General features: G+C 65.1%; 24 protein-coding genes. 13 read left to right on the top strand and 11 right to left on the bottom strand.

Going from position 1 to position 25,983, the window contains the following annotated elements; genetic code table 11:
* Positions 1-24: 24 nt before the first annotated feature.
* The 3 genes from ACMDW7_RS13000 (at position 25) to ACMDW7_RS12990 (ending at position 2,513) form a co-directional block, all read left to right on the top strand.
* Positions 25-339, top strand: a complete 315-nt coding sequence (locus ACMDW7_RS13000) for a DUF6966 domain-containing protein (RefSeq protein WP_377303986.1) — start codon at positions 25-27, stop codon at positions 337-339.
* 114 nt (positions 340-453) lie between these two features.
* Positions 454-1,056 carry a hypothetical protein gene (locus ACMDW7_RS12995; protein ID WP_377303988.1) on the top strand — a complete coding sequence of 201 codons (603 nt, stop codon included), beginning with the start codon at positions 454-456 and terminating at the stop codon, positions 1,054-1,056.
* Positions 1,057-1,991: 935 nt separating this feature from the next.
* Positions 1,992-2,513, top strand: coding sequence for a DUF2867 domain-containing protein (locus ACMDW7_RS12990; RefSeq protein WP_377303989.1), 522 nt, complete (start codon positions 1,992-1,994; stop codon positions 2,511-2,513).
* A gap of 464 nt (positions 2,514-2,977) precedes the next feature.
* On the opposite strand, the gene ACMDW7_RS12985 is transcribed toward ACMDW7_RS12990, so the two are convergent.
* Complete coding sequence (locus tag ACMDW7_RS12985; RefSeq protein ID WP_377303991.1) at positions 2,978-4,393, bottom strand: fasciclin domain-containing protein; 1,416 nt, start codon at positions 4,391-4,393, stop codon at positions 2,978-2,980.
* A 377-nt stretch (positions 4,394-4,770) separates the two neighbouring features.
* Here ACMDW7_RS12985 and ACMDW7_RS12980 point away from each other — a divergent pair, with 377 nt between their 5' ends.
* The 3 genes from ACMDW7_RS12980 to ACMDW7_RS12970 all read left to right on the top strand — a co-directional run bounded on the left by ACMDW7_RS12980 (position 4,771) and on the right by ACMDW7_RS12970 (position 6,445).
* Complete coding sequence (locus ACMDW7_RS12980; protein ID WP_414859560.1) at positions 4,771-5,025, top strand: DUF2061 domain-containing protein; 255 nt, start codon at positions 4,771-4,773, stop codon at positions 5,023-5,025.
* Complete coding sequence (locus ACMDW7_RS12975) at positions 5,022-5,153, top strand: hypothetical protein (protein WP_377303995.1); 132 nt, start codon at positions 5,022-5,024, stop codon at positions 5,151-5,153. Before ACMDW7_RS12980 ends, ACMDW7_RS12975 begins: the two co-directional genes overlap by 4 nt.
* A gap of 104 nt (positions 5,154-5,257) precedes the next feature.
* Positions 5,258-6,445, top strand: coding sequence for a hypothetical protein (locus ACMDW7_RS12970; RefSeq protein ID WP_377303997.1), 1,188 nt, complete (start codon positions 5,258-5,260; stop codon positions 6,443-6,445).
* Between the two features lie 57 nt (positions 6,446-6,502).
* Here the strand turns inward: ACMDW7_RS12970 and ACMDW7_RS12965 are convergent, their stop codons facing one another.
* Entirely contained in the window at positions 6,503-6,880 is a 378-nt protein-coding gene (locus tag ACMDW7_RS12965) for a DUF4148 domain-containing protein (RefSeq protein WP_377303999.1), read from the bottom strand.
* Between the two features lie 364 nt (positions 6,881-7,244).
* Between ACMDW7_RS12965 and ACMDW7_RS12960 the strand changes: the two genes are divergently transcribed.
* From ACMDW7_RS12960 to ACMDW7_RS12940, 5 genes are all read left to right on the top strand, one after another.
* On the top strand, positions 7,245-8,360 hold the full coding sequence (locus ACMDW7_RS12960; RefSeq protein ID WP_377304001.1) for a 6-phosphofructokinase: 1,116 nt from the start codon (positions 7,245-7,247) through the stop codon (positions 8,358-8,360).
* Positions 8,360-8,968, top strand: coding sequence for a chromate transporter (locus tag ACMDW7_RS12955; protein WP_377304003.1), 609 nt, complete (start codon positions 8,360-8,362; stop codon positions 8,966-8,968). The genes ACMDW7_RS12960 and ACMDW7_RS12955 overlap by 1 nt, the downstream gene beginning before the upstream one ends.
* The gene (locus tag ACMDW7_RS12950) at positions 8,965-9,489 is read left to right on the top strand and encodes a chromate transporter (RefSeq protein ID WP_377304005.1); all 525 of its coding nucleotides are present in this window, start codon (positions 8,965-8,967) and stop codon (positions 9,487-9,489) included. The genes ACMDW7_RS12955 and ACMDW7_RS12950 overlap by 4 nt, the downstream gene beginning before the upstream one ends.
* 209 nt (positions 9,490-9,698) lie before the next feature.
* Positions 9,699-10,166, top strand: coding sequence for a cache domain-containing protein (locus ACMDW7_RS12945; protein WP_377304007.1), 468 nt, complete (start codon positions 9,699-9,701; stop codon positions 10,164-10,166).
* A gap of 75 nt (positions 10,167-10,241) precedes the next feature.
* Entirely contained in the window at positions 10,242-11,744 is a 1,503-nt protein-coding gene (locus tag ACMDW7_RS12940; protein WP_377304009.1) for a methyl-accepting chemotaxis protein, read from the top strand.
* Between the two features lie 84 nt (positions 11,745-11,828).
* On the opposite strand, the gene ACMDW7_RS12935 is transcribed toward ACMDW7_RS12940, so the two are convergent.
* The 4 genes from ACMDW7_RS12935 to ACMDW7_RS12920 form a co-directional block, all read right to left on the bottom strand.
* A complete protein-coding gene (locus ACMDW7_RS12935; RefSeq protein ID WP_377304011.1) occupies positions 11,829-12,932 on the bottom strand; it encodes a S1C family serine protease in 1,104 nt (367 codons plus the stop codon).
* A 244-nt stretch (positions 12,933-13,176) separates the two neighbouring features.
* A complete protein-coding gene (locus ACMDW7_RS12930) occupies positions 13,177-14,097 on the bottom strand; it encodes a DMT family transporter (protein ID WP_377304013.1) in 921 nt (306 codons plus the stop codon).
* Positions 14,098-14,109: 12 nt separating this feature from the next.
* Positions 14,110-16,305 carry an amidohydrolase family protein gene (locus tag ACMDW7_RS12925; protein WP_377304015.1) on the bottom strand — a complete coding sequence of 732 codons (2,196 nt, stop codon included), beginning with the start codon at positions 16,303-16,305 and terminating at the stop codon, positions 14,110-14,112.
* Between the two features lie 126 nt (positions 16,306-16,431).
* Complete coding sequence (locus tag ACMDW7_RS12920; protein ID WP_377304016.1) at positions 16,432-18,741, bottom strand: methyl-accepting chemotaxis protein; 2,310 nt, start codon at positions 18,739-18,741, stop codon at positions 16,432-16,434.
* Between the two features lie 326 nt (positions 18,742-19,067).
* Here ACMDW7_RS12920 and ACMDW7_RS12915 point away from each other — a divergent pair, with 326 nt between their 5' ends.
* Positions 19,068-19,595, top strand: coding sequence for a hypothetical protein (locus ACMDW7_RS12915; RefSeq protein ID WP_377304018.1), 528 nt, complete (start codon positions 19,068-19,070; stop codon positions 19,593-19,595).
* Positions 19,596-19,610: 15 nt separating this feature from the next.
* On the opposite strand, the gene ACMDW7_RS12910 is transcribed toward ACMDW7_RS12915, so the two are convergent.
* The gene (locus ACMDW7_RS12910) at positions 19,611-21,644 is read right to left on the bottom strand and encodes an FAD-dependent oxidoreductase (RefSeq protein WP_377304020.1); all 2,034 of its coding nucleotides are present in this window, start codon (positions 21,642-21,644) and stop codon (positions 19,611-19,613) included.
* A 134-nt stretch (positions 21,645-21,778) separates the two neighbouring features.
* Complete coding sequence (locus tag ACMDW7_RS12905) at positions 21,779-22,465, bottom strand: DUF502 domain-containing protein (RefSeq protein ID WP_377304022.1); 687 nt, start codon at positions 22,463-22,465, stop codon at positions 21,779-21,781.
* A gap of 167 nt (positions 22,466-22,632) precedes the next feature.
* Between ACMDW7_RS12905 and ACMDW7_RS12900 the strand changes: the two genes are divergently transcribed.
* Positions 22,633-23,538: an acyltransferase gene (locus ACMDW7_RS12900; protein WP_377304024.1), complete on the top strand. Its 906-nt coding sequence runs from the start codon at positions 22,633-22,635 to the stop codon at positions 23,536-23,538.
* On the opposite strand, the gene ACMDW7_RS12895 is transcribed toward ACMDW7_RS12900, so the two are convergent.
* From ACMDW7_RS12895 to ACMDW7_RS12885, 3 genes are all read right to left on the bottom strand, one after another.
* Positions 23,535-24,461: an FAD:protein FMN transferase gene (locus ACMDW7_RS12895; RefSeq protein ID WP_377304026.1), complete on the bottom strand. Its 927-nt coding sequence runs from the start codon at positions 24,459-24,461 to the stop codon at positions 23,535-23,537. The two genes, ACMDW7_RS12900 and ACMDW7_RS12895, sit on opposite strands and share 4 nt — an antisense overlap.
* Positions 24,462-24,533: 72 nt before the next feature.
* Positions 24,534-25,754 (bottom strand): DUF3570 domain-containing protein, encoded by a 1,221-nt coding sequence (locus ACMDW7_RS12890; RefSeq protein ID WP_377304028.1) that lies wholly within the window; start codon positions 25,752-25,754, stop codon positions 24,534-24,536.
* Positions 25,741-25,983, bottom strand: coding sequence for a DUF4266 domain-containing protein (locus ACMDW7_RS12885; RefSeq protein ID WP_377304030.1), 243 nt, complete (start codon positions 25,981-25,983; stop codon positions 25,741-25,743). Before ACMDW7_RS12885 ends, ACMDW7_RS12890 begins: the two co-directional genes overlap by 14 nt.

Genomic DNA, 25,983 nt, shown 5'->3' with positions numbered 1-25,983 from the left:
GCTCCAGCGTTAGGCGCTTTCAAATTGGGCCCGAAGACTCAACTTCTAATTGGCGTACTGGATGAACTCGCTACCGTCCTCGAAAGTGATGGAGATAGCCACTGGAGTGGCTGGATGCGAAAAGCCAGAGCGCGTCTACTCAATTCAGATTACTCGGGCATCGAATATCTTCTTTCAGCCTACGGTGGCATGGGTTCTCTGAATGATGTCGTTCTTGGCCAAACCTACAAAAACGGTGTCTTTGAATGGAAGCCAGGGCACGTCGAACTCAATGAAAAGTTCACCGCACTCAGTAGCAAAGCGTGGGAGTTAGCTGATGCAATCAAGCGGTCGCAGTAGCAACTACGCGCCTAACAATTCCGTCGAGAGGGACCGCCCACAAGCTGCGCTTGTGGGTTCCCTTCGCGGCTTCGCCGCTACGGCGGCCCCTCACGTCAAACGTTAGGATTTGCCATGACAACACAGATGACTGATGGCATAACGTACGAGGGAGAGAGCTTCCAGATCTGCGGCTGCAATGGCCCAGAGTTTTTTGATCCGAAGGAGCATGGCCTTAATCCAAAGGCACCATCTACAGCTTGCTATCGTGGCTGGGTAGGCGAATACATCGTCACAGATCGCTTGTTTCTCAGAGATCTCTATGTCTTCCACGATGCGGGATTGCCTGTAAAAAACAAAACAGCAAACGGGCCTGTCATAGGTGGTGTCGCGCCAACCAAACCAGAATCATGGGGCGGATTCAATTGCTTCTACAAAGACCTCAACTTTTCAACAAGCTTCTCCGGTGGTCTGTTGATCGCTAGCGGATTTGTGCGAGAACTCGCGGTAAACATGGGCTATCACCCATTCTGGAAGTACACGCGAGTGATTGAGCTGCTCTTTGAAGATGGAAAACTACTTGAAGCTTCCGACAAATCATCAGTGGCTCAAGAGATAAGAGAAAAACATCTGGTCCCAGGTTTTCTTAACAGACCGTCGCTGAGCGATGACCAGGCAGTGATGAAGTGGATCGAAGATTCATTCTCGCTGCGGTACAGCTTAGTGGGCGCGCCATGAGCCACCAACCTAACCCCGCAGTCGAGAGGGACAGCCTGCAAGCTGCGCTTGCAGGCTGTCCCTCTGCGCTACGCGCTCCGGCTGCCCCTCACTTCCACGTTAGCGATCTCAGATATGGCCGGAATTTTTAGAGCCCATTTGGGGTCAGGTCTTGCCTTTTGCCTCTGCTAAAGTGGCTGAAAATGATCTATTCGGTCTCGCTGAAAAGTCACGTTCCGCTTTTATTGTAAGGCTCTTGGGCGATTTTCGTCGGTAGCAGAATTTGTCCGAATTCAACCTATGCCGCAACGGGCAAAAGGCAACATCTGACCTTATGGCCGCATGACCCACTGCGCGCATCCAACCTGAGCCTGAACCCATGTCCGAAACAACTCATCTTCAGGGAAGCTGCCACTGCGGGAAGGTGTCGTGGACTTTCACGGGAACCCTGGAGTCTGCAACCGCATGCAACTGCACCTCATGCAGGCGGTGGGGAGGACTGTGGGCCTACGGCAGTGAGCACGAAGAGATCGTCGTGGCTGGTCCAACGCAAACCTATGTTCGCGGGCCGAATCTTGAGTACCACTTCTGCCCTGCATGTGCTGGTGTCGCGTTCTGGAGGCTGCTCAGAACCACTGAAGATGGAAAGCGACCCATGGCAGTGAACCTCAGGATGACTGATCCAGCACACATCGAGCACCTCCCGATTGATCATTTCGACGGACTCCAGTCATTCGAGGATCAACCGCGAGACGAACGATGTGTCCGAGACATGTGGTTTTAGGGCACCCGGAATGCACTTGCCCCAGGGCGATGCGCGGCCCCCCACTCAGCCCCGGACCCGCTACGGAGGCGCTGTTAGCCGGGCCTGCGCCGGCGTTAGCATCGTCTCAATCCGGGCTCCCTGCACCTGACCCCTGCAACCGAGGTGAGCTCGAACAGCAGGCCGCAAAAACATGACTCCGCTTGAAGCCACCGCCCCGAAGACCAGTCGCGTCGCGTCTTTGCTCCCTGGGGCGTACTTTCACGACGCTTGGGCCGTTGCTCCCGCAGAGCCAGATCTGGATGCGCTTGGCCAGTTTCTTCGGGTGGCCAAGAGAACACCTCGCTGGATCGACGGCTTGATGACGATCAGGAACCGGGTCGTTGGCTACTTCGGACTGAAGAACCTCGGCGGTCTTTCGCAGATTCACCCGACCAAGACATCCGCTGAATACGTCGCGGGTGACAGGGTGGGCATCTTCACACTCATCTCCAAGACGGACGACGAAGTGCTGCTGGGCGACGATGACAACCATCTCAAGGTCGTTGTTTCCGTCCACAAGGGCACAGGATCCTCGGGGCAGGAGCCTGTGGTCACTGTGACGACGGTTGTCCACGTGAAGAACTGGCTGGGTCGGCTCTACATGGTGCCGGTGGCTCCAGCGCATCGAGTGATCGCGCGCGCAATGGTCAAGACCGTAGGCACGGCGGTCTGATCGTTCAAGGGAGATCGCCCAAGCACAGCAAGATCTGATCGTTGAGGGCTGGCTGGGCGAGCAACCTGCCGTCCTCCATCCGGCGTCTGAAGTGGGATCGAGACTGTCCCGAGTGCCGACATGGAATCTGCGAAGCTGCATCGCCACATCTGGCACAGCCAGATGGACAAACTGAACGCTTCCGCGTGGCTTTCCGCTTGTCCCATGCGGCTTTCCAGCCACTTTGGCCTGGAGACTGGCACCAAACGGCCTTCTAGTGGTGCATGGGGGCTTGCGCTGGCACGCGCAAGCTCTTCGCGCGGCGCCGGACACGTCCGGCGAAACCCCGCGCTCAGCTCCCAGAGCCAATCTCACTTTTCAGTGTCTGCAGAAAGCAAAACCCGCCAACGCATGACGCTGGCGGGCTTTGCGCTTTCGTGCGCGAGCGCGGCGAAGCGCTCGCTCACTTCACTTTGCTTTCACCTTCAAGGCGCCGGCAGGATCACGCGTGGGCTGATGACGTGGATCACGCCGTTGCTGGCGCGCACGTCGGTGAGCACGATGTCGCTGGTGCGGTTGCGGGCATCGGTGATCGTCAGGGTGTTGCCGTTGGCGGCTACGCGGAAGGTCTGGCCCTGGAGGGTCGTGATCGCCGTGTTCAGCGGCACCTGGGCGCGCAGCACCTGACCGTTCACCACGTGGTACTGCAGCACGGTGGTCAGCAGGCTCTGGTTGGCCAGCAGGGCCTGCTGCGTGACGCCCAGTTCGGTCAGCAGGTTGGCAAAGGCGTCATTGGTGGGCGCGAACACGGTCAGCGGGGCGGTGCCGGTCAGTGCGGTGGCCACGGCCGGGGCGGCGGCGCCCACGGCAGCGCGCAGGGTGCTGAAAGCCGGAATCACGCTGGCGGTCTGGGCGATGTTGAGCTGGCCCTGGGGCAGCAGCACCGTGTCCACCACATGGATCACGCCGTTGCTGGCGCGGATGTCGGTGGCGGTGATGTTGATCTGGCGGGTCAGTGCGTCGGTGATGCGCAAACCGGTGCCGGCCGCGGCCACGGTGAACGTGCCGCCCTGCAGGGTGGTGATGGCGGTGTTGGTGGGCACTTGCGTGCGCAGCACTTGGCCGTCAAGCGCGTGGTAGAGCAGGATCTGCTGCACAAGCGCCGGGCTTGCCAGCAGTTGGGCGGGGGTCAGGCCCAGGCTGGTGAGCAGGTTGGTGAAGGCGGTGTCCGTCGGGGCAAAGACTGTGGTGGGCGCGGTGCCGGTGAGGCGCGCGCCGACGGCAGTGGACGTACCCACGGCGGCCAGCAGGGTGGAGAAGCCGGGGATTACGCGCGCCGTCTGGGCGATGGTGAGCACGCCCTGGGGCAGGATCACACGGTCGATGGTGTGGATCACGCCGTTGGTGGTGCGGGTGTCGGTGGCGGTGATGTTGGCGGTGCGGCCCAGCGCGTCCGTGATCGTGAGCGCATTGCCGTTGGCCGCCACGGTGAAGGTGCCGCCCTGCACGGTGGTTATGGCGCTGCCAGTGGGCACTTGCGCGCGCAGCACCTGGGCTGGCAGCACGTGGTAGGTGAGGATGGCCGTCAGCAGGGGGCGGTTGGCGGGGTCGAGCAGCTGGGCGGAGGTCAGGCCCAGGCTGGACAGCAGGTCCGCAAACGCAGCGTTGGTGGGTGCAAACACCGTAAACGGGCCGGGGCCGGACAGCGTGTTGACCAGCTGGGCGCTCTGCACGGCAGCCACCAGGGTGGAGAAGTCGCTGACGTTGGCGGCGGTCTGCACAATGTTCAGCGTGGGCGCCGGAGTTTCGTTCTTGTGGTCGTCGCTACCGCAGGCGGCGAGGCCGGCAGCCATCAGTGGCACAGCGAGCCACTTGGCCAGTCGTTGCAGGGTCTGCTTCATGGGAGGGTTCCTTCGCTCAGAAAATCGGGTGATGCGGGCGTTCGGGAAAGAAAGTCCGCGGGGACGGTTCGGGCCGCTTCGTGCGTCGGCCCTGGTGCCGTCTGTTCGTGAAAGGCTGAATTAACAACCGTTCGGGAACGAAAGATACTTAACAGTACAGAAATGAAACCACAGGGTATTCACGGGTGCAGGGGCAATCCCCAGCCCGGCGGCGGGGCGGGCCTGAGAGCGGTAAGGGCTTGATCGATTGTTTCTAGCAATCGGATTGCGAGATCTCATTGGCAATTATGAATGCAAATTACTATCGTTCTGTTCATGGTGATTGCGAATGTCAATGAAGCTCGCCTCGTCCCCAACCCCCTCCGGCACGCCCCGCCATGCACATGCATCACACGCCCGCCGACAGCCTGATCAAGACCCTGACCTTTGCCGTGCTGCACTTCAGCGTGGCCTTCGGGGTGTCCTATCTCATTACTGGCAGCGCGCCCCTGGCCACGGCCATTGCGCTGATCGAGCCCGCCTGCAACACGGTGGCCTACTTCTTCCATGAGCGCGCCTGGGCCCGCTGGGGTCAGCGCCGCGGCAATCGAGCCGCCGCGGCACCGGTGCACTCTGCAGCGGTGCAGTCATGAGCAGCCGGCAAAAGCGGCAGCTGCGCCTGGCCGGTGGCGGTGCGCTCTGGGCGGCGGGCATGCTGGTGAGCCTGTCGGCCATGGTGCATGGCGCGATGGAGTGGCTGCAGCACGTGCACGCGGGGTGAGCCGGCAGCGCCCTGTCGCGCAAGGCGGGCGCCGATCGCGCATTGAAGGGGCTGGTCGCGGTGTATTGACCGCGCGGTGCGGCTGCGCCGTAGCATCGGCGGCCATGTCTTCCACGCCTACGCCTTCAGAAGCTGAAGCGCAGCCCGCCGCCGCAGGCGCATCGCTGCGCACCTTCCCTTGCCGCGAGTGCGGCGCGCCGCTGGCCTTTGCGCCGGGCACGGGGCGCCTGAGCTGCCAGCGCTGCGGCACGCTCAATGAGCTGCCGCAAAGCGACGCCGCCGAACTTAGCGCCGCGCGCGAGGAGTTGGACTACCAGCGCTACCTGGCGCGTGCCGCGGGGCAGGAGCCACAAATTGATGCGCACCCGGTGGTGTGCCCAGGCTGCGGGGCGCAGACCCAGTTTGGCCAGAACATCGTGGCCAGCCGCTGCGCCTTCTGTGCCACGCCGATTGTCTCGGCCCAGGCTCGCAGCCGGCGCATGATCCAGCCGCGGCTGGTCGCGCCGTTCAAGTTGACCGCCGTGCAGGCCCAGGCCGTGTTTGCGCAGTGGATCAGCAGCCGCTGGTTTGCGCCCACTGCACTGAAGCGCACCGTGCGGCAGATGAACACCACCGGCCGCGCCGGCGGCACCGAGACCGAAAACGGCGCGCGCGGCGTGTATCTGCCGTACTGGACCTTCGATGCGACGAGCGACAGCCGCTACAGCGGCCAGAAGGGCATCCATCGCACCGAAACCGAAACGCGCACTGACGCCAACGGCCAGCAAACCACGCAGAGCCGCACCGTGACCGACTGGTATGCCGTCTCCGGCCAGGTGAGCCTGGCCTTCGACGACCAGCTGGTGATCGCCTCGCCGTCGGTGCCCGAGCATCTGGCCCGGGTGCTGGACCACTGGGACCTGAGCGCCCTGCAGCCCTACTCGGACGACTTTGTTGCGGGTTTTGTGGTGGAGGCCTATCAGCGCGGGCTGGAGGACGGGTTTGCGCAGGCCAGGGTGGCCTTCGATGCCGCGATCGAGCAGGCTGTGCGGCGCGACATCGGGGGTGATGAGCAGCGCATCCACCGCATCGACACGCAGTTCGACGCCATCCGCTTCAAGCACATCCTGCTGCCGGTCTGGATCAGCGCCTACCAGTTCAACGGCAAGCGCTACAACGTGGTGGTGAATGGCCAGACCGGCGAGGTGGAAGGTGACCGGCCGTACTCGGCGTGGAAGATCCTGTTTGCCGTGCTGGCCGCGCTGTTGGTGGTGGGCTTGATCTACATGTTTGCTGGCGGGATGCCGCAGTGACGAGTGGGTCGGCGTCACAGCCGACCCATTCTCTTCAGGCTGACTACGCCGCGCGGCTCAGCGGCCGCGCATGGCCAGCAGCGAATCACGCGCCGCCATCTCGATCTGGCGTTCCTGAGCCAGCGTGGTGAGCGTGGGGTTGGATTCCGAACCGACACCAATGCCAAGGCGCGCAGCTTCGATCACCTCGGCACGCACTTGCGCAGTACTGCGTGTGGACGGGCCTGCCACGCTGAACACGCTCGGGCCGGATTCCGTGATCACGAACTGGCCGCTGCGCTGCGCAGCGAGCAGCTCTGCACGCACCTGTTCGCGGCTGACCTGGCTGGGGCCGCTCTCGAAGACAAAGCCGTGCGGGTTGGCATCACCACCCGCGAAGCTGTTGAAAGAGACGAAGGCGAGGCCGGCGGCGATGAGGATGGAACGGATCGACATGATGTTTCCTTTCAATATGGAGGAGAGAAGCTCTGTTGTGGAATGTCTGATCGATCTGCAGGTTCAGTTGAGATGCAGGACCGATGCGAGTGAGTCGCCGCGGGGCCGCAGAACTTACAGACAGGCACTGCGCCTTGCGGCATAAGCTTTCTGCGGACACATGGGGTGATGCGCAGCGCTGGAGCGGTGAGGTGCGACACACCCTGCCGGGGTTCAGTTGGCGGCAGGCGCAGGCGGCCCGGACCGGCGTGTAGCCCTGTCCATGTGTGCAGCTGAATCCGCGCGACACGAAAGCGCGTGAGGGCAGCGCAAGGCCTGATGTACCTTTGCAGCAGCTGGATGGGACGCAAGGAGTGCAGAGCGCATGCGCATCGGAATACTCACGGGCGGCGGAGACTGCCCCGGCTTGAATGCGGTGATCCGCGCGGTGACCAAGGCGCTGATCAAGACCTGCGGCGCGGAGGTGATCGGCATCGAAGACGGCTACCTCGGCCTGATCGAGCAGCGCGTGCGGCCGCTGGATCTGCGCGCGGTGGCCGGCATCCTCACGCGTGGCGGCACCATCCTCGGCACACACAACGCGGCTAACCCTTTCAACTGGCAGGGGCGCGATGTCTCGGCGCAGTGCGCGGAGTTCGCGCGATCGCAGGGCCTGCAGGCCATCGTGGTCATTGGTGGCGACGGCACGATGGCCATCTCCCATAAGTTCTCTCAATACGGCATCGGCATGGTCGGTGTGCCCAAGACCATCGACAACGACCTGCTCCACACTGAACGCACCTTCGGCTTCGACACCGCCGTGGCTGTGGTGGCCGACGCGCTGGACCGCCTGCAGACCACCGCCCAGAGCCATCACCGCGTGATGCTGGTGGAGACCATGGGCCGCTATGCCGGCTGGATTGCGCTCGAAGCCGGCCTGGCGGGTGGGGCAGATGTGATCCTGCTGCCTGAAGTGCCCTATGACATTGACGCGATTGCCGAGGTCTGCCGCCGCAGGGAAGCCAGACAAAGATTCACCTTGATCTGCGTGGCCGAGGGTGCGGCGCCGGCCGGTGGCAGCATGACCGTGGCCAGCACGGTGGAGGGCTCGCACGACCCCGTGCGCTTGGGCGGGGTGGCCAATGTGCTCAAGCTTGCGCTGGAGCAGCGGTTGACGAGCGAAGTGCGCGCCACCATCCTTGGCCATATCCAGCGCGGCGGCACACCCACACCCTTCGACCGCGTGCTGGCCACGCAATTTGGCGTGCATGCCGCCGAACTGGTGCGCGCCGGTCAGTTCAACCGCCTGGTGGTGCTTCGCGAGGGCCGCATCGCCAGCGTGCCCCTGGCCGATGTGGCCGGCGGCATCCGCACCGTGCCTCTGGATCATCCGCTGCTGACGGTGGCGCGATCCATCGGCGTGAGCCTGGGTGTGGCGGGCGTACCGGACGTGACTGCTCAGCGCGTGGCTGCCGCGGTGGACGAACCCGCGGGCGAGTGATGGCCGAGCAGGAGAACAGCCCCGAACTGCAGCGGCCGGCATCGGCTACCGAACTCTTCATTGCCTTCACGCTGCTGGCCCTGCAGGGCTTCGGCGGCGTGCTCGCGGTGGCGCAGCGCGTGCTCGTGGATCAGCGCAGGTGGCTCACGCGCGAGGAGTTTCTGGGGCTGCTTTCCGTGGGTCAGGTGCTGCCTGGCCCTAACGTGTGCAACTTGGCGTTGATGATCGGTGACCGCTTCTTTGGCCTGCGCGGCGCCTTTGCGGCGCTGGCCGGGATGATGGCGGTGCCGCTGGTGATCGTGATCGCACTCACGGCGCTGTATGTCCACTGGTCCGGCCACCCCATGGTGGCGGGTGCGCTGCGCGGCATGGCGGCGGTGTCCGCGGGGCTCATCATCGGCAGCGCGCTCAAGCTCCTGCCGGCGCTGCGCATGAACCCGATGGGCCTCCCGGTGTGCGTGGCGCTGGGTGCGCTGACCTTTGCTGGCATTGCGCTGCTGCGCTGGCCCTTGATCTGGGTGCTGCTGGTGCTTGGGCTGGCGGGTTGGGCCTATGCATACCGGTGTATCCGCGCCGAGCTGGCCGCCAAGCACGGAGGCGTTGCATGACGCTTGCGCTCTGGCTGGATGTCTTCCTGCACTTCCTCATGCTCTCGCTGCTGGCGATCGGCGGGGCCATCAGCACCGCACCGGACATGCACCGCTATCTGGTGGGGCAGACCGGGCTGCTGACGGATGCCCAGTTCAACGCATCAATCGCCATCGCACAGGCGGCACCCGGCCCCAACGTGCTATTTGTGGCGGTGATGGGCTATCAGGCCGGCGGCCTGCTGGGTGTGGCCGCAACGATGCTGGGGATCATGCTGCCCTCGACCACGCTGGCGCTGGCCGCCGCGCGCTGGGGCGGCGCACGACGCGACTGGCCGAGCGTGCGCGCCTTCACCTCAGGCCTGGCACCCGTCACGATCACCCTCTTCGTGGCGACTGCCTGGATTCTGAGTGTCCAGGCGCCCGGCTGGAAGCACTGGGTCGTCACCGCCGCAGCCGCCGTGGTGGTCTGGCGCACGCGGGTGCATCTGCTGGTGCTGATCCTGTGCGGCGCTGCGCTCGGTGCGGTTGGAGTGGTCTAGCGGCGTAGCTTGCGTTTTGAGTGGCGGGCAGCGAATAAGAGCTGAATAGCTTGCGAATTGACCGGAAAGACCGGTCTTTTTCGGCTCAAGCTCGACGGTCATGAATCGATAACTTCGTAGCAGATTCGTCTGGCATAGAACGAATTCGCGGACTGCCGATACCGAAGCGGATCCGGTGTCTCTGTATCGACCCTCAAGGAGTGACCGTTATGTTCAAGAAGTTCATCGCGGCGTTTGCCGTTATCGCCGCTTTGCTGCCTGGTGCGGCTCTGGCCCAAGCCAAGAACGGCACCAAGGCCGAGGCGCAGGCCATGGCCAAGAAGGCTGCTGCCTTCATCAAGTCGCAAGGCACCGAAAAGGCCTTTGCGGAAATCAACAAGCAGGGTGGCCAGTTCCATGACCGCGATTTGTACGTGTTCGTGGGCAACCTCAAGGGTATCTGGCAAGCCCATGGCCAGAACCCCAAGCTCATTGGTCGTGACCTCAGCGAGCTCAAGGACGCCGATGGCAAGCCTTTCATCAAGGAAATCTTGAAGGTTGCTGAATCCGGCAAGGGTGCCTGGGTGGATTACAAGTGGACCAACCCGCTGACTAAGGCCGTGGAAGCGAAGACCAGCTGGATCGAGCGCGTGCCGGGCACGGACTTGTTCGCTGGCGTGGGTGCCTACCAGCAGTAAGTCCGGCTTACCCGCCCGCTGCCCCGGCACCGGTCATTACCGGGCCGGGGCGTTGACCCATCTGGAGTTGTTCCCATGAAGATTGCCCAGAAAGTTCTTGCTGCGCCCCTAATCGGCGTGGCGGTAGCGGTGGGCGCCAGCCTTCTCGCTCTGGCGCTGATTCGCGGCTCCGCTAGTTCGGCCGCAAGCGAAAGCGGCGCAGCCATTGGTGTGTACAAGGCCGCGGCGGAAGCCAAGGCCTCCCTCTCGCAGCTGCACGCTGATACCTATCGCATGATCACCTGGATTCAGAGCATCAAGCCGGACCAGTTGCAGAAGATGAAGGCGGATCGCGTGGCCAAGGCCAAACAGCTGGAAGCCCAAATCAGCGCCAGCGACTCCGGAGCGGTCGAAGCCTTCAAGGCCTACATCAAGGCTTCCAACGATGCCGCGGAAATGGCAGAGGTCGATCCCGCCGTGGCCACAATGGCCATGCAGACAGCCGACACCCGCTACGCCGCGCTGGATGCGAAGCTGGCTGAGACTTCAGAGGCCAAGCTGACCCTGCTCGAGCAGATTTCCGCAGCTGGCGCCAAGCGCCTCGACCAGATCAGTCTCGCGCTGCTGCCGGTGTACCTGTTGGCCGGCGCCTTTGGCGTGGGTCTGGCGATCTGGATTGCACGCGCTATCCGCCGTGAACTAAACACTGCCGTGGATGGCGCACGGGCGCTCGCTGCCGGCGACCTGAACGTGAACCTCGAAACGCGCAGCCGCGACGAGCTGGGCACCCTCATCACCGCCATGGGCGAGATGGTGGTGCGCTGGCGAACCGTGATCGGCGACGTTCGTCTAGTGAGCGACTCCATCCAGACGGCATCCAGCGAAGTGGCTGTGGGCAATCAGGATCTGTCCATGCGCACCGAGCAGGCCGCCAGCAATCTGCAAGAGACCGCAGCCTCCATGGCCCAGCTCTCGCAAACCGTGAACCAGAACGCCGAAGCCGCCCGCACCGCCAGTCAGCTGGCAGCCAGCGCGTCTTCTGTCGCCCAGCAGGGCGGGGACGTGGTCGGCAAGGTCGTCCACACCATGAGTGACATCAGCACAGCTAGCCGCAAGATCAGCGAGATCATCGGCGTGATCGACGGCATTGCCTTCCAGACCAACATCCTGGCGCTCAACGCCAGCGTGGAAGCCGCGCGTGCCGGTGAGCAGGGCCGTGGCTTTGCCGTGGTGGCGTCTGAGGTACGCAATCTCGCCCAGCGCAGCGCCGAGGCCGCCAAGGAGATCAAGACGCTGATTGGCGCCAGCGCCGAGAAAGTTGAGACCGGCAGCCAGCTGGTCGAGCAAGCCGGCGCCACCATGAACGAGATCGTGGCCAGTGTGCAGCGGGTGACCGACATGATCGGTGAGATCACCGCGTCCACCACGGAGCAGGCCAGCGGCATTACGCAGGTGAATCAGGCTGTGGGCCAGCTGGACCAGATGACTCAGCAGAACGCCGCGCTGGTGGAGCAGTCCGCCGCGGCAGCGGAGAGCCTGAAGGATCAGGCCCAGCGTCTGGCCCAGTCGGTCAGCGTGTTCCAGCTCGCGCGGGCTTGATGCTCGCAGCTGCGCAAGCGGCTGACCTAGAAACACACAGGGCGCCGATCACTCGGCGCCCTTTGCTTTGGCTCGCAGCGCAGTTCAGCTGCGGATGTCGATCACCCGCACCTTGACCTTACGTTCGCGGTTGTCGCGCTTGACCGTGAGCTCGACCTGATTGCCGATGCCGGCGCGATCCAGCTCCGCCACGAAGGTGGACAGCGTCTCCACTGTCTTGCCGTTCACTGCGGTGATCACATCCCCCAGGGTGTTGTTGCGCCCCAGGCCCTGCAGGCCTGCCTCTGCGGCCGGTGTGCCGCGGCCGACTTCGGCGATCACCACGCCGCTGATGTTGTTGCGCGCCACGATATCTGGCCGCACGGGCGTGAAGCCGATGCCGGGCAGCGGTGCACGGCCCTTGACGATCAGCACCGGCACGATGCGATTCACCAGGTCCACCGGAATGGCAAAGCCCACGCCGGAGGATGAGCCGCTGGCCGAGCGGATGGCGGTGTTCACACCGATCAGCCGGCCGGCGGAATCCAGAAGCGGACCGCCTGAATTGCCGGGGTTGATGGCGGCGTCGGTCTGGATCACGCCCGCGACTTCGCGGAACAGTGCGGTGGGCAGTTCACGGTCCAGCGCACTCACGATGCCAGTGGTCAGGGTGCGCTGCAGGCCGAAGGGGTTGCCGATGGCGATCACGCTCTGGCCGACCTTGAGGTCGCGGCTCGTGCCGATCGGGATCGGGCGGATGCCGGCGGGAATGCGCTTGAGTTTGACCACGGCCAGGTCATATTCCGGCGCGGTGCCGACGATGGTGGCTTCGATCGGTTGGCCCGAGTCCAGACGGACCAGCACGCGGCCCTGGTTGGGGTTGGCCGCCACGGATTCGATGACATGGAAGTTGGTGACCACGTGTCCGGCGGCGTCCCACACGAAGCCGGAGCCCGCGCCCTGTGCCACCTCGGCGCGGAAGAAGCCGACCGGCTGCAGGCTCTCGGTGGTGATGTAGGCCACGCTCGGCGCGGAGGTCTCGAACAGATTCACCATCGACTGCTCGGCCGGCAGCAGTGCGCCACGCGGGGCGACTTCACGCGGTGCGGGGGTGGCATCGCGCGTGGCGAGCTGGGCCACGCCCACACCAGCGAGCGACAGGAGCGCGGCGGCAACAAGGCTCAGGCGGGACATCTTTTTCAGGTTCATGGGTGCGGGTCTGGGAGGGGCGGGCGAGGGGCCCGATCTGTCGGGAGAGATCGCGGCGCCTGGCGGAAGTTTCAAGGGCGGCCTTGCGCAAGTCGCTTCGGGCGCCGCCACGAGATTTCAGGGCCCAGAATGATGACTACATTTTCGGCCATCCAAAGCGATGCAAGGCAAGTCGCCAAGGCCGTCTATTGATGTGCGGAAAGAGCGGTTTGAGTAAATGAAATCAATTCAAAATCAGCCAAATCTAGACAGGCTTCTTGCGCGCCGACACCACAATGCCCGCCACGATCAGCGCAAACGCCAGCCCGTGATACAGGCGCGGCAGTTCGCCGAGCAGCGCAGCGGAGAGCACGGCGGCGAATAGCGGTGTCAGGTTGCCGAAGAAGGCCGTAATCGCCGGCCCCACCGACGCCACACCCAGGCCCCAGCAGCGGTAGGCAATCAGGCTCGGGCCGATCGCGATGAACAGCAGCAGCACCGGCACCCAGGGCGACCAGTGAATCTCCTCGCCAGAGACGGCCAGCTCCGTGCCGGCCGACAGCACGCACCAGCCCAGGCCGAACATGGTCTGCACCCACAGGAACTGCGCCCAGTCCCACTTGGGGCGTGCCGCGCCCTGCATGTGAGCTGGCGGCCGCGCCAGCAGCCAGCTATAGAAGCCCCAGCTGATGATGGCGGCCAGCATCAATAGATCGCCCACCACGAAGCTGATGGACAGCAGCCGGTCCAGCTCGCCGCGGCTGATCACCAGCACCACACCCGCCAGGGACAGCGCCGCGCCGATCAGGTCTTCGCGCCGCGGCTGCACCTTGTAGAACACCGCGCCGATGGCCAGCATCCAGACGGGCGAGCTGGCGGCAATCAGCGTGACGTTCAAGGGCGTGGACGTATGCAGCGCCAGATATTGCAAGGCGTTGTAGCTGCCCATGCCGAGCAGGCCGAGGATGCTCAGATGCTGCCAGCGCTCGCGGATCAGCTGCGGCTGGCGCAGCACCGGCCAGGCCAGGGGCAGCAGCAGCAGCGCCACCACCGTCCAGCGCAGCAGGTTCAGCAGCACCGGCGGCACCACACCCACCGCCATGCGGCCGACTACTGCGTTGGCCGCCCACATGAGCGGCGGCAGCGTGAGCAGGAAGGCGACGCGAAGGGTGAGGTTGTTGTTCATTGCGCGGCGTGGTCAGTGCAGGCGGCGGCCGAAGCGCGGTGCACTGCGCAGCATGGGTGCTTCGGCAAAGGGCTTGATGCCGAGTGCGGCATACACGGCGGCCGGCGAGATGACATTGCCGCCCTTGACCACGAGGCTGATGCGCCGGATCGCGCTGATGTTCTCCAGCGGATTGCCGTCCACCAGGATCATGTCCGCCAGCAGGCCGGGTGCAATGCGCCCGGTGCGATCGTCCGTGAAGGTGTAGCGCGCGCCGTTGCGCGTGGCAATCTGCAGGGCCTCGGCGGGCGCAATGCCGATCTCCACATACTGCTCCAGCTCACGGTGCACGGTGAAGCCGCCTACATCGTCGCTGCCCGCCACCAGCGGCACGCCGGCCTGGTGCAGCTTGAGCGTGAAGGCGCGCACCTTTGCCCAGCTCTGGGCAAAGCGTTCGGCGTTCTGGTCGTTCACGTCCATCGAGTTCGTGAGCCAGTAGCGGCGCACTGGCACGGGTACGTTGTCAGCCACCTGCTTGAAGACCGGGTTGGGCTGGCCGGTGCGCTGCAGGAACATGTACTCAAAGGCCGAGAGCGTGGGGTCCACCACCACCTTGCGGTCCACCAGCAGCTGAATGAAGTCGCGCACGGCCGGGCTGCCCAGATCAATGTCGCGGGCGGCATCCCCGATCAGATAGAAGCGCAGCAGGGTCCGGGTGTCGTCGGTGTCCTTGATGAGGAAGTGCAGCATCACCTGGTTGATGTGCTGGATCTCGTCATAGCCCGCCAGGACGGCATCGCCCGCGCGCATGAAGGCAGGGATGTGCCCGCCCACCCGCATGCCCTTGCTGTGGGCATGCGCGGCCACCGGCGCCACCCACTCCGGCTTGAAGCTGTTGTAGATCTTGATCTGCCTGAAGCCACGTTCGGCATACCAGTCCACGGCGGCCTTGGCAGACGCCACATCCTTCACGCGGATGCCGTTGCTCGCGGCAAACGGGCTCTCGCCCTCGATGAAGCCCGTGGCAACCACCCGCGGGCCGAGCGTTTCGCCCCGCTCGATGCGGCCGATCAGCTCGGCCAGATAGGCGTTGTCGTTGCCCATGTCGCGTGCCGTCGTAATGCCGCCTGCGATCTGCAGCAGCGCATCCCAGTCGCCCACATGGCTGTGCATGTCGAACAAGCCTGGCAGCAGGGTGCGGCCGCTGCCGTCCACGATCTGCATGCCGGGCTCCGGCGCTGTACTGCCGGCAGGCGTGACCGAGACAATCTTGCCGCTGGCCACGCGCACATCGCTCGGTGCGCTGAGCTGGCCGCTGGCGCTGTCAAACACGCGCACATTGCCGATCATCAGGCGCTCGGGCCGCTGCGTGAATTCCTTGGCAAGTCGCGCGAGCATGGCGCGCTCCGCCTGCTTCTGTGCGGCCAGCAGCGTCTCGGCGGACTGGCGCCAGCCTTCTCGGATCACGGCAAAGCTCGGCTCCACCACGGCAAACAGGCGCACGAATGGGCGCTCGCGAGGTGGCGCCGTGGCCACGGCACTATCCATCCACATGAAGCTGGGCGAAAAGCCCATGCCGTTGATGGCGTACAGCGTGACGCTGCGGCGCGCGCGGCCGTCGTCGCTGCGCACGGTACGTGTGGCCAGGGCCTCAATGCCCAGGGTGCCGGCGGGCAGGGCAGGGACGGCCTTGGGGCTGGGGGCGCGCAGCAGCTGCGCGGCAATCAGGGCCTGCGTGGCCGGGCTGTACTCCACGGGCAGGTACACCGCCTCGCGCGGCGCGGGGGCTTCGCCCTGATCGGTTGCGGACTTCCAGGTCGCTCGCGCGGGCGTACCCGGCAGGCGGTCAAAGCGCTCCTCGATCGGTGCGCCAAAGGTGGACTTGCCGCGAATGGCCCAGTGCCGCCAGGCGCCGCGCGTATCGAGCTGAATCATCTCCACCATGTCCGGCCCGCGGCCGTTCTCGCGGTAGCTGTAGTCGATGCGAATGGCGCCATTGGCCGTCTGGCGCACCAGCTGCAGGCCGCTCACGCGCCCCTGGAACTGCACCACATAGCGCTGCGGCGCGAAGGCGACGGCTTCGGACTGTTGTGATTCGGACGCGGGGCGCGTGGGCGTGGCGGATTGCGCTTGTGGGGCCAGAACACACAGCAGGGCCGCCGCAAGCAGGGCCAGGCGCTGCCCTGAGTGTCGTGCTATCCCATGTACCCATCGCTGTGTCGACTGCATCTGCGCGCTGGCTCCGCATCCGGTGCGCGCCGCGGGCTGCGGGGCGCTGGCGGCCGATGATATCGGCCTGCACCACCCACGCGGCGTGCATGCGGGAGCAGTACGCGCAGCCCGCGATCGCTGGGCCTAGCGGTAGACGCCGCAGAGCAGTGCGTGCCCCTTGATGGGCATGACAAAGCTCATCTTGCCGCGCACTTCGCCCGTCTCCGGATGCATGAAGTCGTATTCGATCCAGCCGGCGCCGCGGCCTGCAGCGTCCTGCACCTTGGCCAGGAGTTCGGCACCGTTGGTGCCGCGTACATCGCGCATCGAGGTGCCGAGCATCTCGGGCTTGCCGCCGAAGACTTGGTAAAGGCCCTGTGCATCGACCCCGGCGATGTACAGGTCACGGTCGATGTATTCGCCCTGCGGGTCATTGAACTCAGCAAATGCGGCAGCCACGCCAATCTCGTCCACGCGTGCGACCGCACGCTCAACCATGGCGCGCGCTTCGTCGGCGGTGCCCTGACGCAGCTGGAAGGTCTGTACCGAGTTGCTGAGCATGTCAGCGCGGTCGCGCAGCCGGCGTGAGGTCTGCAGACTCTGCTCGACCATCTGCGCATTGCGTTGAGTGATCTGATCCAGATCGCGTACAGCAGCCGAGATCTGCGTCAGGCTGGTGCTCTGTGCGGTCGATGAGGTGGAGATTTCCGACACCTGCCCGGTCACCTGACGGAAGCGCGATAGCACATCAGCCAGCGCATCACGCACCTGGGCAACACGCAGGGCACCATCGGCCACCTGTTCGCCGCTGGTCGCAATCAGCTCCTTGATCTCGCGCGCGGCGTCCGTGCAGCGCTTGGCGAGGCTCCGCACCTCGGTGGCCACCACAGCAAAGCCGCGCCCGGCCTCGCCGGCCCGGGCGGCTTCCACTGCGGCATTCAGCGCAAGGATGTTGGTCTGGAAGGCGATGCCGTCAATCACATCCACGATGTCGGCCACCTGGCGCGAACTGGACCGGATGCGCTCGAAGCTCTGCACGGCTGTCTGTACAGCCGCTTCGCCGCGGTCCGCTGCCTCGGTGGCCTGCTGCGCTTGCTGGCTGACGTTCTGCGCCACTTGCGCGTTGCGCTCCACCGTGCGGCTCAGCTCCGTGATGCTGGCTGTGGTCTGCTCCAGACTGGCGGCCTGCTCCTCGGTGCGCGAGGCGAGTTCGTCATTGTTTCTGGCGAGTCGCTCGCCCGATTGCTGCACCAGCGTGGCAGCACTTCGGATGTCGGCCACCATGGAAGACAATCGGCCTGCCGTGCCGTCCATGCCGCGCGCGACGGCCGCCAGTTCGTCGCGGCCGCGGGTGTCCATTCGGGTGCTCAGCCGGCCTTCGCCCACCTCGCCAAGCACCTTGCACAGGTGGCGAACGGACAGCAGGGTCTGCATGCTGAAGCTGGCGAGCAGGTAAATGAGTGCGGCAATGGCCAGCACGCTCAGGCAGATCTTGATCGCTGCTTCCACTCGCAGTCGGTCCTCACGGGCAGAAAGCTTCTGGTCCAGCAGGTTCAGAAACGCCTTGTCCATGGCCACTGCCGCTTGCACGGCCTCTGTGCCCTTGGCGAAGTACCACTGCGGCGGTTCGGCTGGACCTTCGCCGCGAGATACGGCGCGCGCCAGCTCGAGCAGTGTCTTGCTGGACTGCACGGCGACGTCGGCCTCCTTGGGGATGTCGATTTGCTGACGCTTGAGTGCATCCAGATTGACCTCCAGCCGGCCGATCGCCTGATCCAGCGCGCTCATTCTGGAGAACAGCTGGCCGGCCGGCACGCTGGATGCATCGCGCACGGTCGCAGCGGTCGTCGCACGAAGGGTCCCGGCCGCTTCGATCCAGGGGATGAGCATGTCCACCACAGTGCGCATCACGAAGAAGCTGGGTGCCTCCGGGTCCAGCCACAGGCCGCTTTCCTCTGCAATCAGAAAGTTCAGGCGCCGCAGGCTTTCAACATGCTGGGTATGCAACGCAAAGCTGGCGGGTGCGGTTTCCGGAACCTTGCCTTGGGTCAGGTCGAGGAGGGCGGGCTTGAGCTCATTCCAGCGTTTCTGCGAACCCCCCCAGCCCTCCCGTGCGAGCAGAGCGTCAAACGCGGCGATTGCCTTGCCCAGGTCGTCGCGGATGCGCGGCAGTGCGGCGATAGCCGCTTCATCGCCGCTCTTGGCAAGATTGGTCTGACCCCGATGCGTCTGGACGCTGAGAATGACCGGGCGCAGCAGCTCAATCTGATCCGCCCCGCGCATCTCGTCGCGCACGAACGTGATGTCGGCGCGCACGCGGCTGGCGTCATGCAGCAGCAGGCCCATCAAGGGGATGACCGTGCAGGCCGACACGATGAAGAGCTTGACCGGAATGGTCATGCGTTCCATGAGCCGGACGCCGGGGCGCCAGAACAGTTGAAGTGCGGCTTGCATGGACCTGCTCCTCGAAAATTACGGCCGGGTATCGGCGCGGGCTGAACTTTTTTTGTCTAAGACAGGGGTATGTTCGGCACGCCAGAGTTTTTCAATTGAAAGAAAAACGGGCGTCGCAGCGCGCACTTTCGCTGCAGTTGCACGCAAATTACGCAAACGCCGATTACGGTCCGAGCCTGGCTGGCGGACGCCGATATGCAGTGGCAATGCGCTCCGCGCCAAGCGCAGAGCCGCGCGATTCGCGCCCGGCTTCGAGTGCGAACTGGGCGTGTCAATGGGCGCTTCTTTGCGCTTTGGCTCCGCCCTGGCGGCACTAGCCTTTCTCAATGTCGGCCCACCCGCCCGCCCCCCGATCAGCCGCATCCAGCGGCCCGGTCATCATGGATATCGAAGCCAGCGGCTTCGGTGCGGGCAGCTATCCCATTGAGGTCGGCATCGTGCTGGCGGATGGCAGCAGCGAGAGCTGGCTGATCCGCCCGCAGCCCCAGTGGACGCGTTGGGACGCGAGTGCAGAGGCCGTACACGGCATCTCGCGAGCGCAGTTGTTCGCGGAGGGCTGGAGCGCGCGCGTCGTCGCGCAGGAGCTCAACCGCCGTCTGGCCGGCCAGACCGTGTTCACCGACGGCTGGGCGCACGACTTTGCCTGGCTGGCCGTGCTATTCGATGCAGCCGACCTGGTGCCGCGCTTTCGGCTGGAGCACCTTCGCCGGCTGCTGAACGACCGGCAGGCGCAGAAGTGGAAGCCCACATTTGATGCCTTGGCCCAGACCGACATGACGCTTCACCGCGCCCAGGCAGACGCGTTGCGAGTGCGAGCAGCGTGGGCCGCGCTACAGATGCCGCTGGCCGCCTGAGTGGCGGGCGATGTTCTACAACGCTGCCGCCAGACGCGTACCCTGATTGATGGCGCGCTTGGCGTCGAGCTCGGCGGCCACATCCGCTCCGCCGATCTTGTGCGCCTTCACGCCCGCGGCCTGCAGCTCATCGAACAGCTGCGCGAGCGGCTCCTGACCGGCGCACAGCACCACGTGGTCGCAATCGATCCAGGTGGCGTCCTTGCGTTGCTCGCCGAAGGTGACGAGCAGGCCTTGGTCGTCGATGCGTTCGTAGTTCACGCCACCCACCATCTCCACGCCGCGCATCTTGAGCGACGCGCGGTGGATCCAGCCCGTGGTCTTGCCCAGACCGGCGCCCAGCTTGCCCTGCTTGCGCTGCAGCAGGGTCACCTGGCGCGCCACCTTGACGGGCTCGGCCCGCTTCACCCCACCACGCGCGACCTGCGGATCTTCCACGCCCCACTCGGCCAGCCATTCATGCAGGTTGAGCGTGGAGGAGGGGCCGTCCTGTGTGAGGTATTCGGCCACGTCGAAGCCGATGCCGCCAGCACCGATCACGGCGACCTTCTGGCCCACGGGTTTGGCATGGCGCAGCACGTCGATGTAGCTGAGCACCTTGGGGTGGTCCTGCCCGGCAATCTTGGGGTTGCGCGGGGCCACGCCGGTGGCCACGATGACCTCCGCGTAACCACCGGCCTTGAGCATCGCCGCATCGGCCCGGGTGTTGAGCTTCAGGTTCACGCCCTTGAGCTCGAGCTGCTTGCCGAAGTAGCGGATCATTTCGTGGAACTCTTCCTTGCCGGGGATGCGCTTGGCCATGTTCAGCTGCCCGCCGATCTCGCTGGCGGCATCGAGCAGGTCCACGGCGTGCCCGCGCTCGGCCAAAGTGATGGCCGCCGACAGACCTGCAGGGCCGGCACCGACCACGGCAAAGCGCTTCTTGGCGGGCGCGATGCGGATGACGAGCTCGGTCTCGTGGCAGGCGCGCGGATTGACCAGGCAGCTGGAGAGCTTGTTGGAGAAGGTGTGGTCCAGGCAGGCCTGGTTGCAGGCGATGCAGGTGTTGATCTCGTCGCGCCGGCCGGCGGCGGCCTTGTTGACGAAGTCGGCGTCGGCCAGCAGCGGGCGGGCCATGCTCACCATGTCGGCACAGCCCTCGGCCAGGATCTCCTCGGCCACCTCCGGCATGTTGATGCGGTTGCTGGTGATGAGCGGGATCTTCACTTCCGCCTTCATCTTCTTGGTCACCCAGGCAAAGGCGCCGCGCGGCACGCTGGTGGCAATGGTGGGCACACGCGCTTCATGCCAGCCGATGCCCGTATTGATGATGGTGGCACCCGCAGCTTCCACAGCCTTGGCGAGCTGTACGACTTCGTCCCAGCTGGAGCCGTCCGGGATCAGGTCGATCATCGACAGGCGGTAGATGATGATGAAGTCCGGCCCGACGGCCTCGCGCGTGCGGCGCACGATCTCCACCGGCAGGCGCATGCGGTTCTCATAACTGCCGCCCCAGGCGTCGGTGCGCTTGTTGGTGTGCGTGACGAGGAACTCATTGATGAAGTAGCCCTCGCTGCCCATGATCTCCACGCCGTCGTAGCCGGCCTCGCGCGCGAGCACGGCGCAGCGCACGAAGGCGCGGATCTGGCGCTCGATGCCACGCGCCGACAGCTCGCGCGGCGTGAAGGGCGTGATCGGGCTCTGGATGCGCGAAGGGGCGACGGCCAGCGGGTGGTAGGCATAGCGGCCGGCATGCAGGATCTGCAGGGCGATCTTGCCGCCCTCGGCGTGCACGGCATCGGTCACGATCTTGTGGCGCCTCGCCGCGCGGCTCGTGGCCAGGCGCCCGGCAAAAGGCTTGACCCAGCCTTCGATGTTGGGGGCAAAGCCGCCGGTAACCATGAGCCCCACGCCGCCGCGGGCGCGCTCGGCAAAGTAGGCGGCCAGCTTGTCGAACTGGTTGCCGTCTTCCAGGCCGGTGTGCATGGAGCCCATGAGCACGCGGTTCTTCAGGGTGGTGAAACCGAGGTCCAGCGGCGCGAGCAGGTGCGGGTAGAGCGATGAGGTCATTTTCTGCTTTGGTTTGATAAGTAAGCCTGTAAAGGCTTGATTTTCAACAAATGCTTGAATAGATCACTTTGCCTCTTTCCGCATGTGCTGTGCGGATCTTGGGGGATTTATGCGTCAGAAATCGATCGTGCATATCACGCCGACGGCTTGCTTGGTCCGCCCGCCAGGTACTGCGGGCTGGTCACGCCCATCGACACATAGAGGCTCGTGAGCGCCTCCATGCCGATGTCGGCGGGCTTCACCCAACTGACCGGCACATAGAGCAGCCCGCCGCCCACCGGCACGGGCGCCGTGGGCACGATCACGGCGTGGTACTCGAACTCGCCCAGCCGCACCGGCTGCGGGCAGGACAGTAGCGCCAGCACGGCCACGGCACCCTTGCCCTCGGCACCGCCTTCGCCGCCAAAGTGCACCCAGACCGGGCTCATGGCCTTCAACCCCGCCTCGTCGCGCTGCGCCATGAGCCCGACAAAGCGGTGGATCAGGTCGTACACGCTGCGCACCAGTGGAATGCGCTGCACCACGTTTGTGAGCAGCTTGGCCAGCCCACGCTGCAACCCGGCTTCCACGAGCAGACCGAGCAGGTAGATGGCCACCGCGACGATCACCACGCCCAGGAGGTAGCCCACCACTTCCGAGCCCGCCACGCCAAAGCCCAGCGCAATCACCACCGAGCCGACGAGGCTCTGCGGCCCCAGCCACTCGTACAGCAGGCGCGCGAGAAAGACGAATACCGCCACCGTGGCCACCAGGGGCAGGGCGGCAATCAGGCCGGTGATGAAGGGGCGCAGGATCGGATGCGTGCCGGAGGGTGTTTTCATGTTCTGCTGAATCGGAGGGGCTCGTGCTGCGGCCGGCTGCTGCGGCCGGTACATGCAGAGGATCTGCAGCACGCGCGAGCGCCTCCGACGATACCGCTCCATCGCATTGGCGCTGTTCGGCCGCTGTTCAGCCAGCGCAGGCCGCTACCATGCGCGGCGGAGGCTGCATGAATTCCATCGTCAACACGCTGCGGGGCGCACTGTCCTACCTCTTTCTTGGGCTGAACACGATTTTCTGGGCCGTGATCATCGTGCCCCTGTCCGTACTCAAGCTGCTCATGCCCGCCGGCGCGCTGCGCGACACCCTGGACCGCTTCCTGAACGCCTGCGCCCTGAACTGGTGCGGTGGCAACAATGCGTGGGTGGCGCTCACGCAGCGCGTGCAGTGGGACGTGCAGGGCACGGACGGGCTGGATGAGCGCGGCTGGTATCTGGTGACCAGCAACCACCAGAGCTGGACGGACATCGTCGTGCTGCAGAAGATCTTTCACCGCAAGATCCCCTTTCTGAAGTTCTTCCTCAAGCAGCAGCTGATCTATGTGCCGGTGATCGGCCTGGCCTGGTGGGGGCTGGACTTCCCCTTCATGCGCCGGCACAGCAAGGAATTTCTGGCCAAGCACCCCGAGCAGCGCGGCAAGGACACTGCCGCCACCAAGGCCGCTTGCGCCAAGTTCAGCCGCATCCCGACGAGCGTGATGAATTTCGTGGAAGGCACGCGCTTCACGGCGGCCAAGCATGCGCGGCAAGTCAGCGACGGCGGCAGTGAGCTCGTGCACCTGCTCAAGCCCAAGGCCACCGGCATGGCCCTGGCCATCGAGGCGCTGGGTGAAAAGTTCAGCTCGCTGCTGTCTGTGTCCATCGTCTATCCGGAGGGCGTCCCAAGCTTCTGGGGCTACTGGAGCGGGCAGATGCGTCGGGTGATCGTGCGCGTGCATCGCATCGAGATTCCTGCGCGCTTCATGCAGGGCGACTACGAAGGCGACGCTGCGCTGCGCCGTGACTTTCAGCTCTGGCTCAACGATCTTTGGGCCGCCAAGGACCGCGAGCTGGCGGCGCTGAAGGCCGTTGCCTAGTTTGCAGACCGCGCTGTGCCGTCGCTGCGGTGCAACTGCCCGGCGGCATCCACCAGCAGGTAGGGCACGCCCAGGGTATCCAGCAGCGCCTGCCCCTGCGCCTCGTGCAGCATGGCCAGCGTGCACAGGCTGCCCGCAGCGAGCGCGCTGGGTGCCAGGACGCTGACGCCCTGCAGGCCCTGGACCGGCATGCCCGTTCGCGGGTTGAGGATGTGGCAGTAGCGCCGACCGTCGAGCTCGAAATAGCGCTCATAGTCGCCGCTGGTCGTCAGCCCGCCCTGGCGGACCTGGATGCTGGCCACTGTGCCCCGCGGGTTGCGCGGGTGCTGGATTGCAATCGTCCAGGCCGCGCCGTCCGGCCGGGGCCCGAAGACGTGGAAGTCACCGCCCAGGTTCACATAGCCTTCGCTCGCGCCTGCTGCCCGCAGCGCGGCGGCGGCCCGGTCTGCGGCGTACTCCTTGCCGAAGCCGCCGAAGTCCAGCTCCATGCCGGCGCGTGCGAGCCGCACGCGGCCGGGTTCGCGTTCAACCCCATCCCATCCGATCAGCGCCAGCACGGGTGCCAGCTCATCGGCCGTGGGTACGCGGGGCGTCTTGAAGTCCCAGACCCGGCGCAGGATGCCGGAGGTCGGGTCGAACAAGCCGCCGCTGGCCTGCACCTGCAGCGCGGCGTAGTCGAGCAGCGCCTCGGTCTCGGCATCGACGGCCACCCAATCCGCTCCGGCGGCCGCATTGATACGCGATAGCGCGCTGTCTGCGCGGTAGCGGCTGTACTTCGCCTCGATGCGCGCGACTTCATCGATCGCGTGCTGCGCCAGGGCGCGAGCGCGAGCGAGATCCTGCGCCACGACACACACCGAGCAGGCCGAGCCCATCGCCCGGAACGGGATGTCGAAGCTCAACGAAGCAGCAGGGCGGGCCATGGGCGGAAGGGTAGCGTGCCCGAAAGCAAACGAGCGGCCCAAGGCCGCTCGTCATGCAATTGCCAAAATCGTTCAGAACTTCGAGGCGATACCCAGCTGGAAGACGTTGGCACGCAGCGGGTCCAGCCCCGGGCTGCCGCCACCGCCGGCACGCCAGTTCGAACGCTGCTCGTAGCGCTCGGCCTTCAGATCCGCACTCCACTGCTTGCCGATCTGCACGCCCAGCTTCAGACCCACCGTGACAGCACCGAAGGCGGACAGTCTCGCATCGGCCGAGGTGAAGCCGGTCAGTGTCTGTGCAAACAGCTGGGTGGCAACCGCGTCCGGGCCGTTCGGGCCGATGATCGGGTCGAAGTAGAAGTCTGCCGCGCTCTGCGAGTAGTAGCGCACGTTAGGCGTCACGGTCCAGTTGCCGAAGGGCTGCACCCACTCCAGCGCCACCGTGTGCGACTTGATGCCGAAGCTGTCGTCGTAGTAGCGGTAGCTGCTGCGCAGGGTGGCCGCTACCTGCTCGAAGTGGTGGTTCCAGCGCGTGAGTAGCACCACGCTCTTTCGATTGCGCGGCCGGTTGTCAAAGAGCTTGTACGGGTCGGTGTAGAAGCCGTTGCCGCGCGAGTAGGACAGATTCACCTGCGCGATGTCCTTGCGAGACAGCACCTGCGTGACGCCCAGCATGAGCTCGTCGGTGTCCTTCTTCTCGTTGCGCACGTTGCGCACGCCACCGCGGGTGGGGTTGATCTTGTCGGCGCTCGTGCCCAGGCCGAAGGTCCAGGTGCGGTTGTTGTCCTCGCTGGACAGGCGCAGTTCGGCGCCCAGGGCGTTGGACTTGTAGTCGTTCTCGGACGAGTACGCGTAGCTCAGTGCCCAGGCCGAGCGGCGGTTGTATCGGGTGAGCTTGACGTCTGCGCCGGTGCGCTCGTCTTCCATGCGCGAGGCGCCGGAGGTCGGGTACTTGTTGCGGTCCGTGAAGCTGTGAAAGCGCGGCGATGCACCGGACACTTCGTCGTGAACCACGCCGGCCTCAAGCGACCAGTTGCTGCCGATGGGCGTGAGCAGCCAGGCGGAGGGCGCATTCACCGTCACGCGCTTGATGTCCGGCTGGGAGTCGGCATAGTGCTGGCCGCGCAGCTGGATCACGCCGGATTCAGGCACCTGTGTCTGCGCAGTGGCCACGGGCGTGGCAAGCACCGCAGCCGCGGCTGCCATGAAGAGCTGGCTGGCGGCCAGGCGAGCGCCTGTGTTGGGGCTGCTCTCGGAGGAAGAAGTGTCGTTGCGGGGATCAGTTGCAGCCACAGCCACCTCCGCCCACGCCTGAACCGCCAGAGGAGTTTTCCTTGCTGGCGTACATGTGCTCAGCAAAGCGGTCACCCAGCGGGTCGTTGCCGAAACTCATGCCAGGCTTGGTCAGCAGGCCCTTTTCCCAGGGCTGCACCTGCCCCACGGACGCGCAGCCAGTCGCCAGTGCGATGCCTGCCGCGAGCAGCGTCCAGCGGGCAGCGCGGCCAAGATCTCGAAATGTCAT

This window comes from Piscinibacterium candidicorallinum, from assembly GCF_047549485.1.
Taxonomy (GTDB): Bacteria; Pseudomonadota; Gammaproteobacteria; order Burkholderiales; family Burkholderiaceae_C; genus Piscinibacterium; species Piscinibacterium candidicorallinum.
Note: the sequence above shows the minus strand (reverse complement) of the source record. Positions and strands in the feature narration are given on the sequence as shown.

Coding starts and splice junctions, on each gene's coding strand:
- ACMDW7_RS12995 (WP_377303988.1), top strand. CDS start 454: ATGACAACACAGATGACTGATGGCATAACGTACGAGGGAGAGAGCTTC.
- ACMDW7_RS12990 (WP_377303989.1), top strand. CDS start 1,992: ATGACTCCGCTTGAAGCCACCGCCCCGAAGACCAGTCGCGTCGCGTCT.
- ACMDW7_RS12985 (WP_377303991.1), bottom strand. CDS start 4,393: ATGAAGCAGACCCTGCAACGACTGGCCAAGTGGCTCGCTGTGCCACTG.
- ACMDW7_RS12980 (WP_414859560.1), top strand. CDS start 4,771: ATGCACATGCATCACACGCCCGCCGACAGCCTGATCAAGACCCTGACC.
- ACMDW7_RS12975 (WP_377303995.1), top strand. CDS start 5,022: ATGAGCAGCCGGCAAAAGCGGCAGCTGCGCCTGGCCGGTGGCGGTGCG.
- ACMDW7_RS12970 (WP_377303997.1), top strand. CDS start 5,258: ATGTCTTCCACGCCTACGCCTTCAGAAGCTGAAGCGCAGCCCGCCGCC.
- ACMDW7_RS12965 (WP_377303999.1), bottom strand. CDS start 6,880: ATGTCGATCCGTTCCATCCTCATCGCCGCCGGCCTCGCCTTCGTCTCT.
- ACMDW7_RS12960 (WP_377304001.1), top strand. CDS start 7,245: ATGCGCATCGGAATACTCACGGGCGGCGGAGACTGCCCCGGCTTGAAT.
- ACMDW7_RS12955 (WP_377304003.1), top strand. CDS start 8,360: ATGGCCGAGCAGGAGAACAGCCCCGAACTGCAGCGGCCGGCATCGGCT.
- ACMDW7_RS12950 (WP_377304005.1), top strand. CDS start 8,965: ATGACGCTTGCGCTCTGGCTGGATGTCTTCCTGCACTTCCTCATGCTC.
- ACMDW7_RS12945 (WP_377304007.1), top strand. CDS start 9,699: ATGTTCAAGAAGTTCATCGCGGCGTTTGCCGTTATCGCCGCTTTGCTG.
- ACMDW7_RS12940 (WP_377304009.1), top strand. CDS start 10,242: ATGAAGATTGCCCAGAAAGTTCTTGCTGCGCCCCTAATCGGCGTGGCG.
- ACMDW7_RS12935 (WP_377304011.1), bottom strand. CDS start 12,932: ATGAACCTGAAAAAGATGTCCCGCCTGAGCCTTGTTGCCGCCGCGCTC.
- ACMDW7_RS12930 (WP_377304013.1), bottom strand. CDS start 14,097: ATGAACAACAACCTCACCCTTCGCGTCGCCTTCCTGCTCACGCTGCCG.
- ACMDW7_RS12925 (WP_377304015.1), bottom strand. CDS start 16,305: ATGCAGTCGACACAGCGATGGGTACATGGGATAGCACGACACTCAGGG.
- ACMDW7_RS12920 (WP_377304016.1), bottom strand. CDS start 18,741: ATGCAAGCCGCACTTCAACTGTTCTGGCGCCCCGGCGTCCGGCTCATG.
- ACMDW7_RS12915 (WP_377304018.1), top strand. CDS start 19,068: ATGTCGGCCCACCCGCCCGCCCCCCGATCAGCCGCATCCAGCGGCCCG.
- ACMDW7_RS12910 (WP_377304020.1), bottom strand. CDS start 21,644: ATGACCTCATCGCTCTACCCGCACCTGCTCGCGCCGCTGGACCTCGGT.
- ACMDW7_RS12905 (WP_377304022.1), bottom strand. CDS start 22,465: ATGAAAACACCCTCCGGCACGCATCCGATCCTGCGCCCCTTCATCACC.
- ACMDW7_RS12900 (WP_377304024.1), top strand. CDS start 22,633: ATGAATTCCATCGTCAACACGCTGCGGGGCGCACTGTCCTACCTCTTT.
- ACMDW7_RS12895 (WP_377304026.1), bottom strand. CDS start 24,461: ATGGCCCGCCCTGCTGCTTCGTTGAGCTTCGACATCCCGTTCCGGGCG.
- ACMDW7_RS12885 (WP_377304030.1), bottom strand. CDS start 25,983: ATGACATTTCGAGATCTTGGCCGCGCTGCCCGCTGGACGCTGCTCGCG.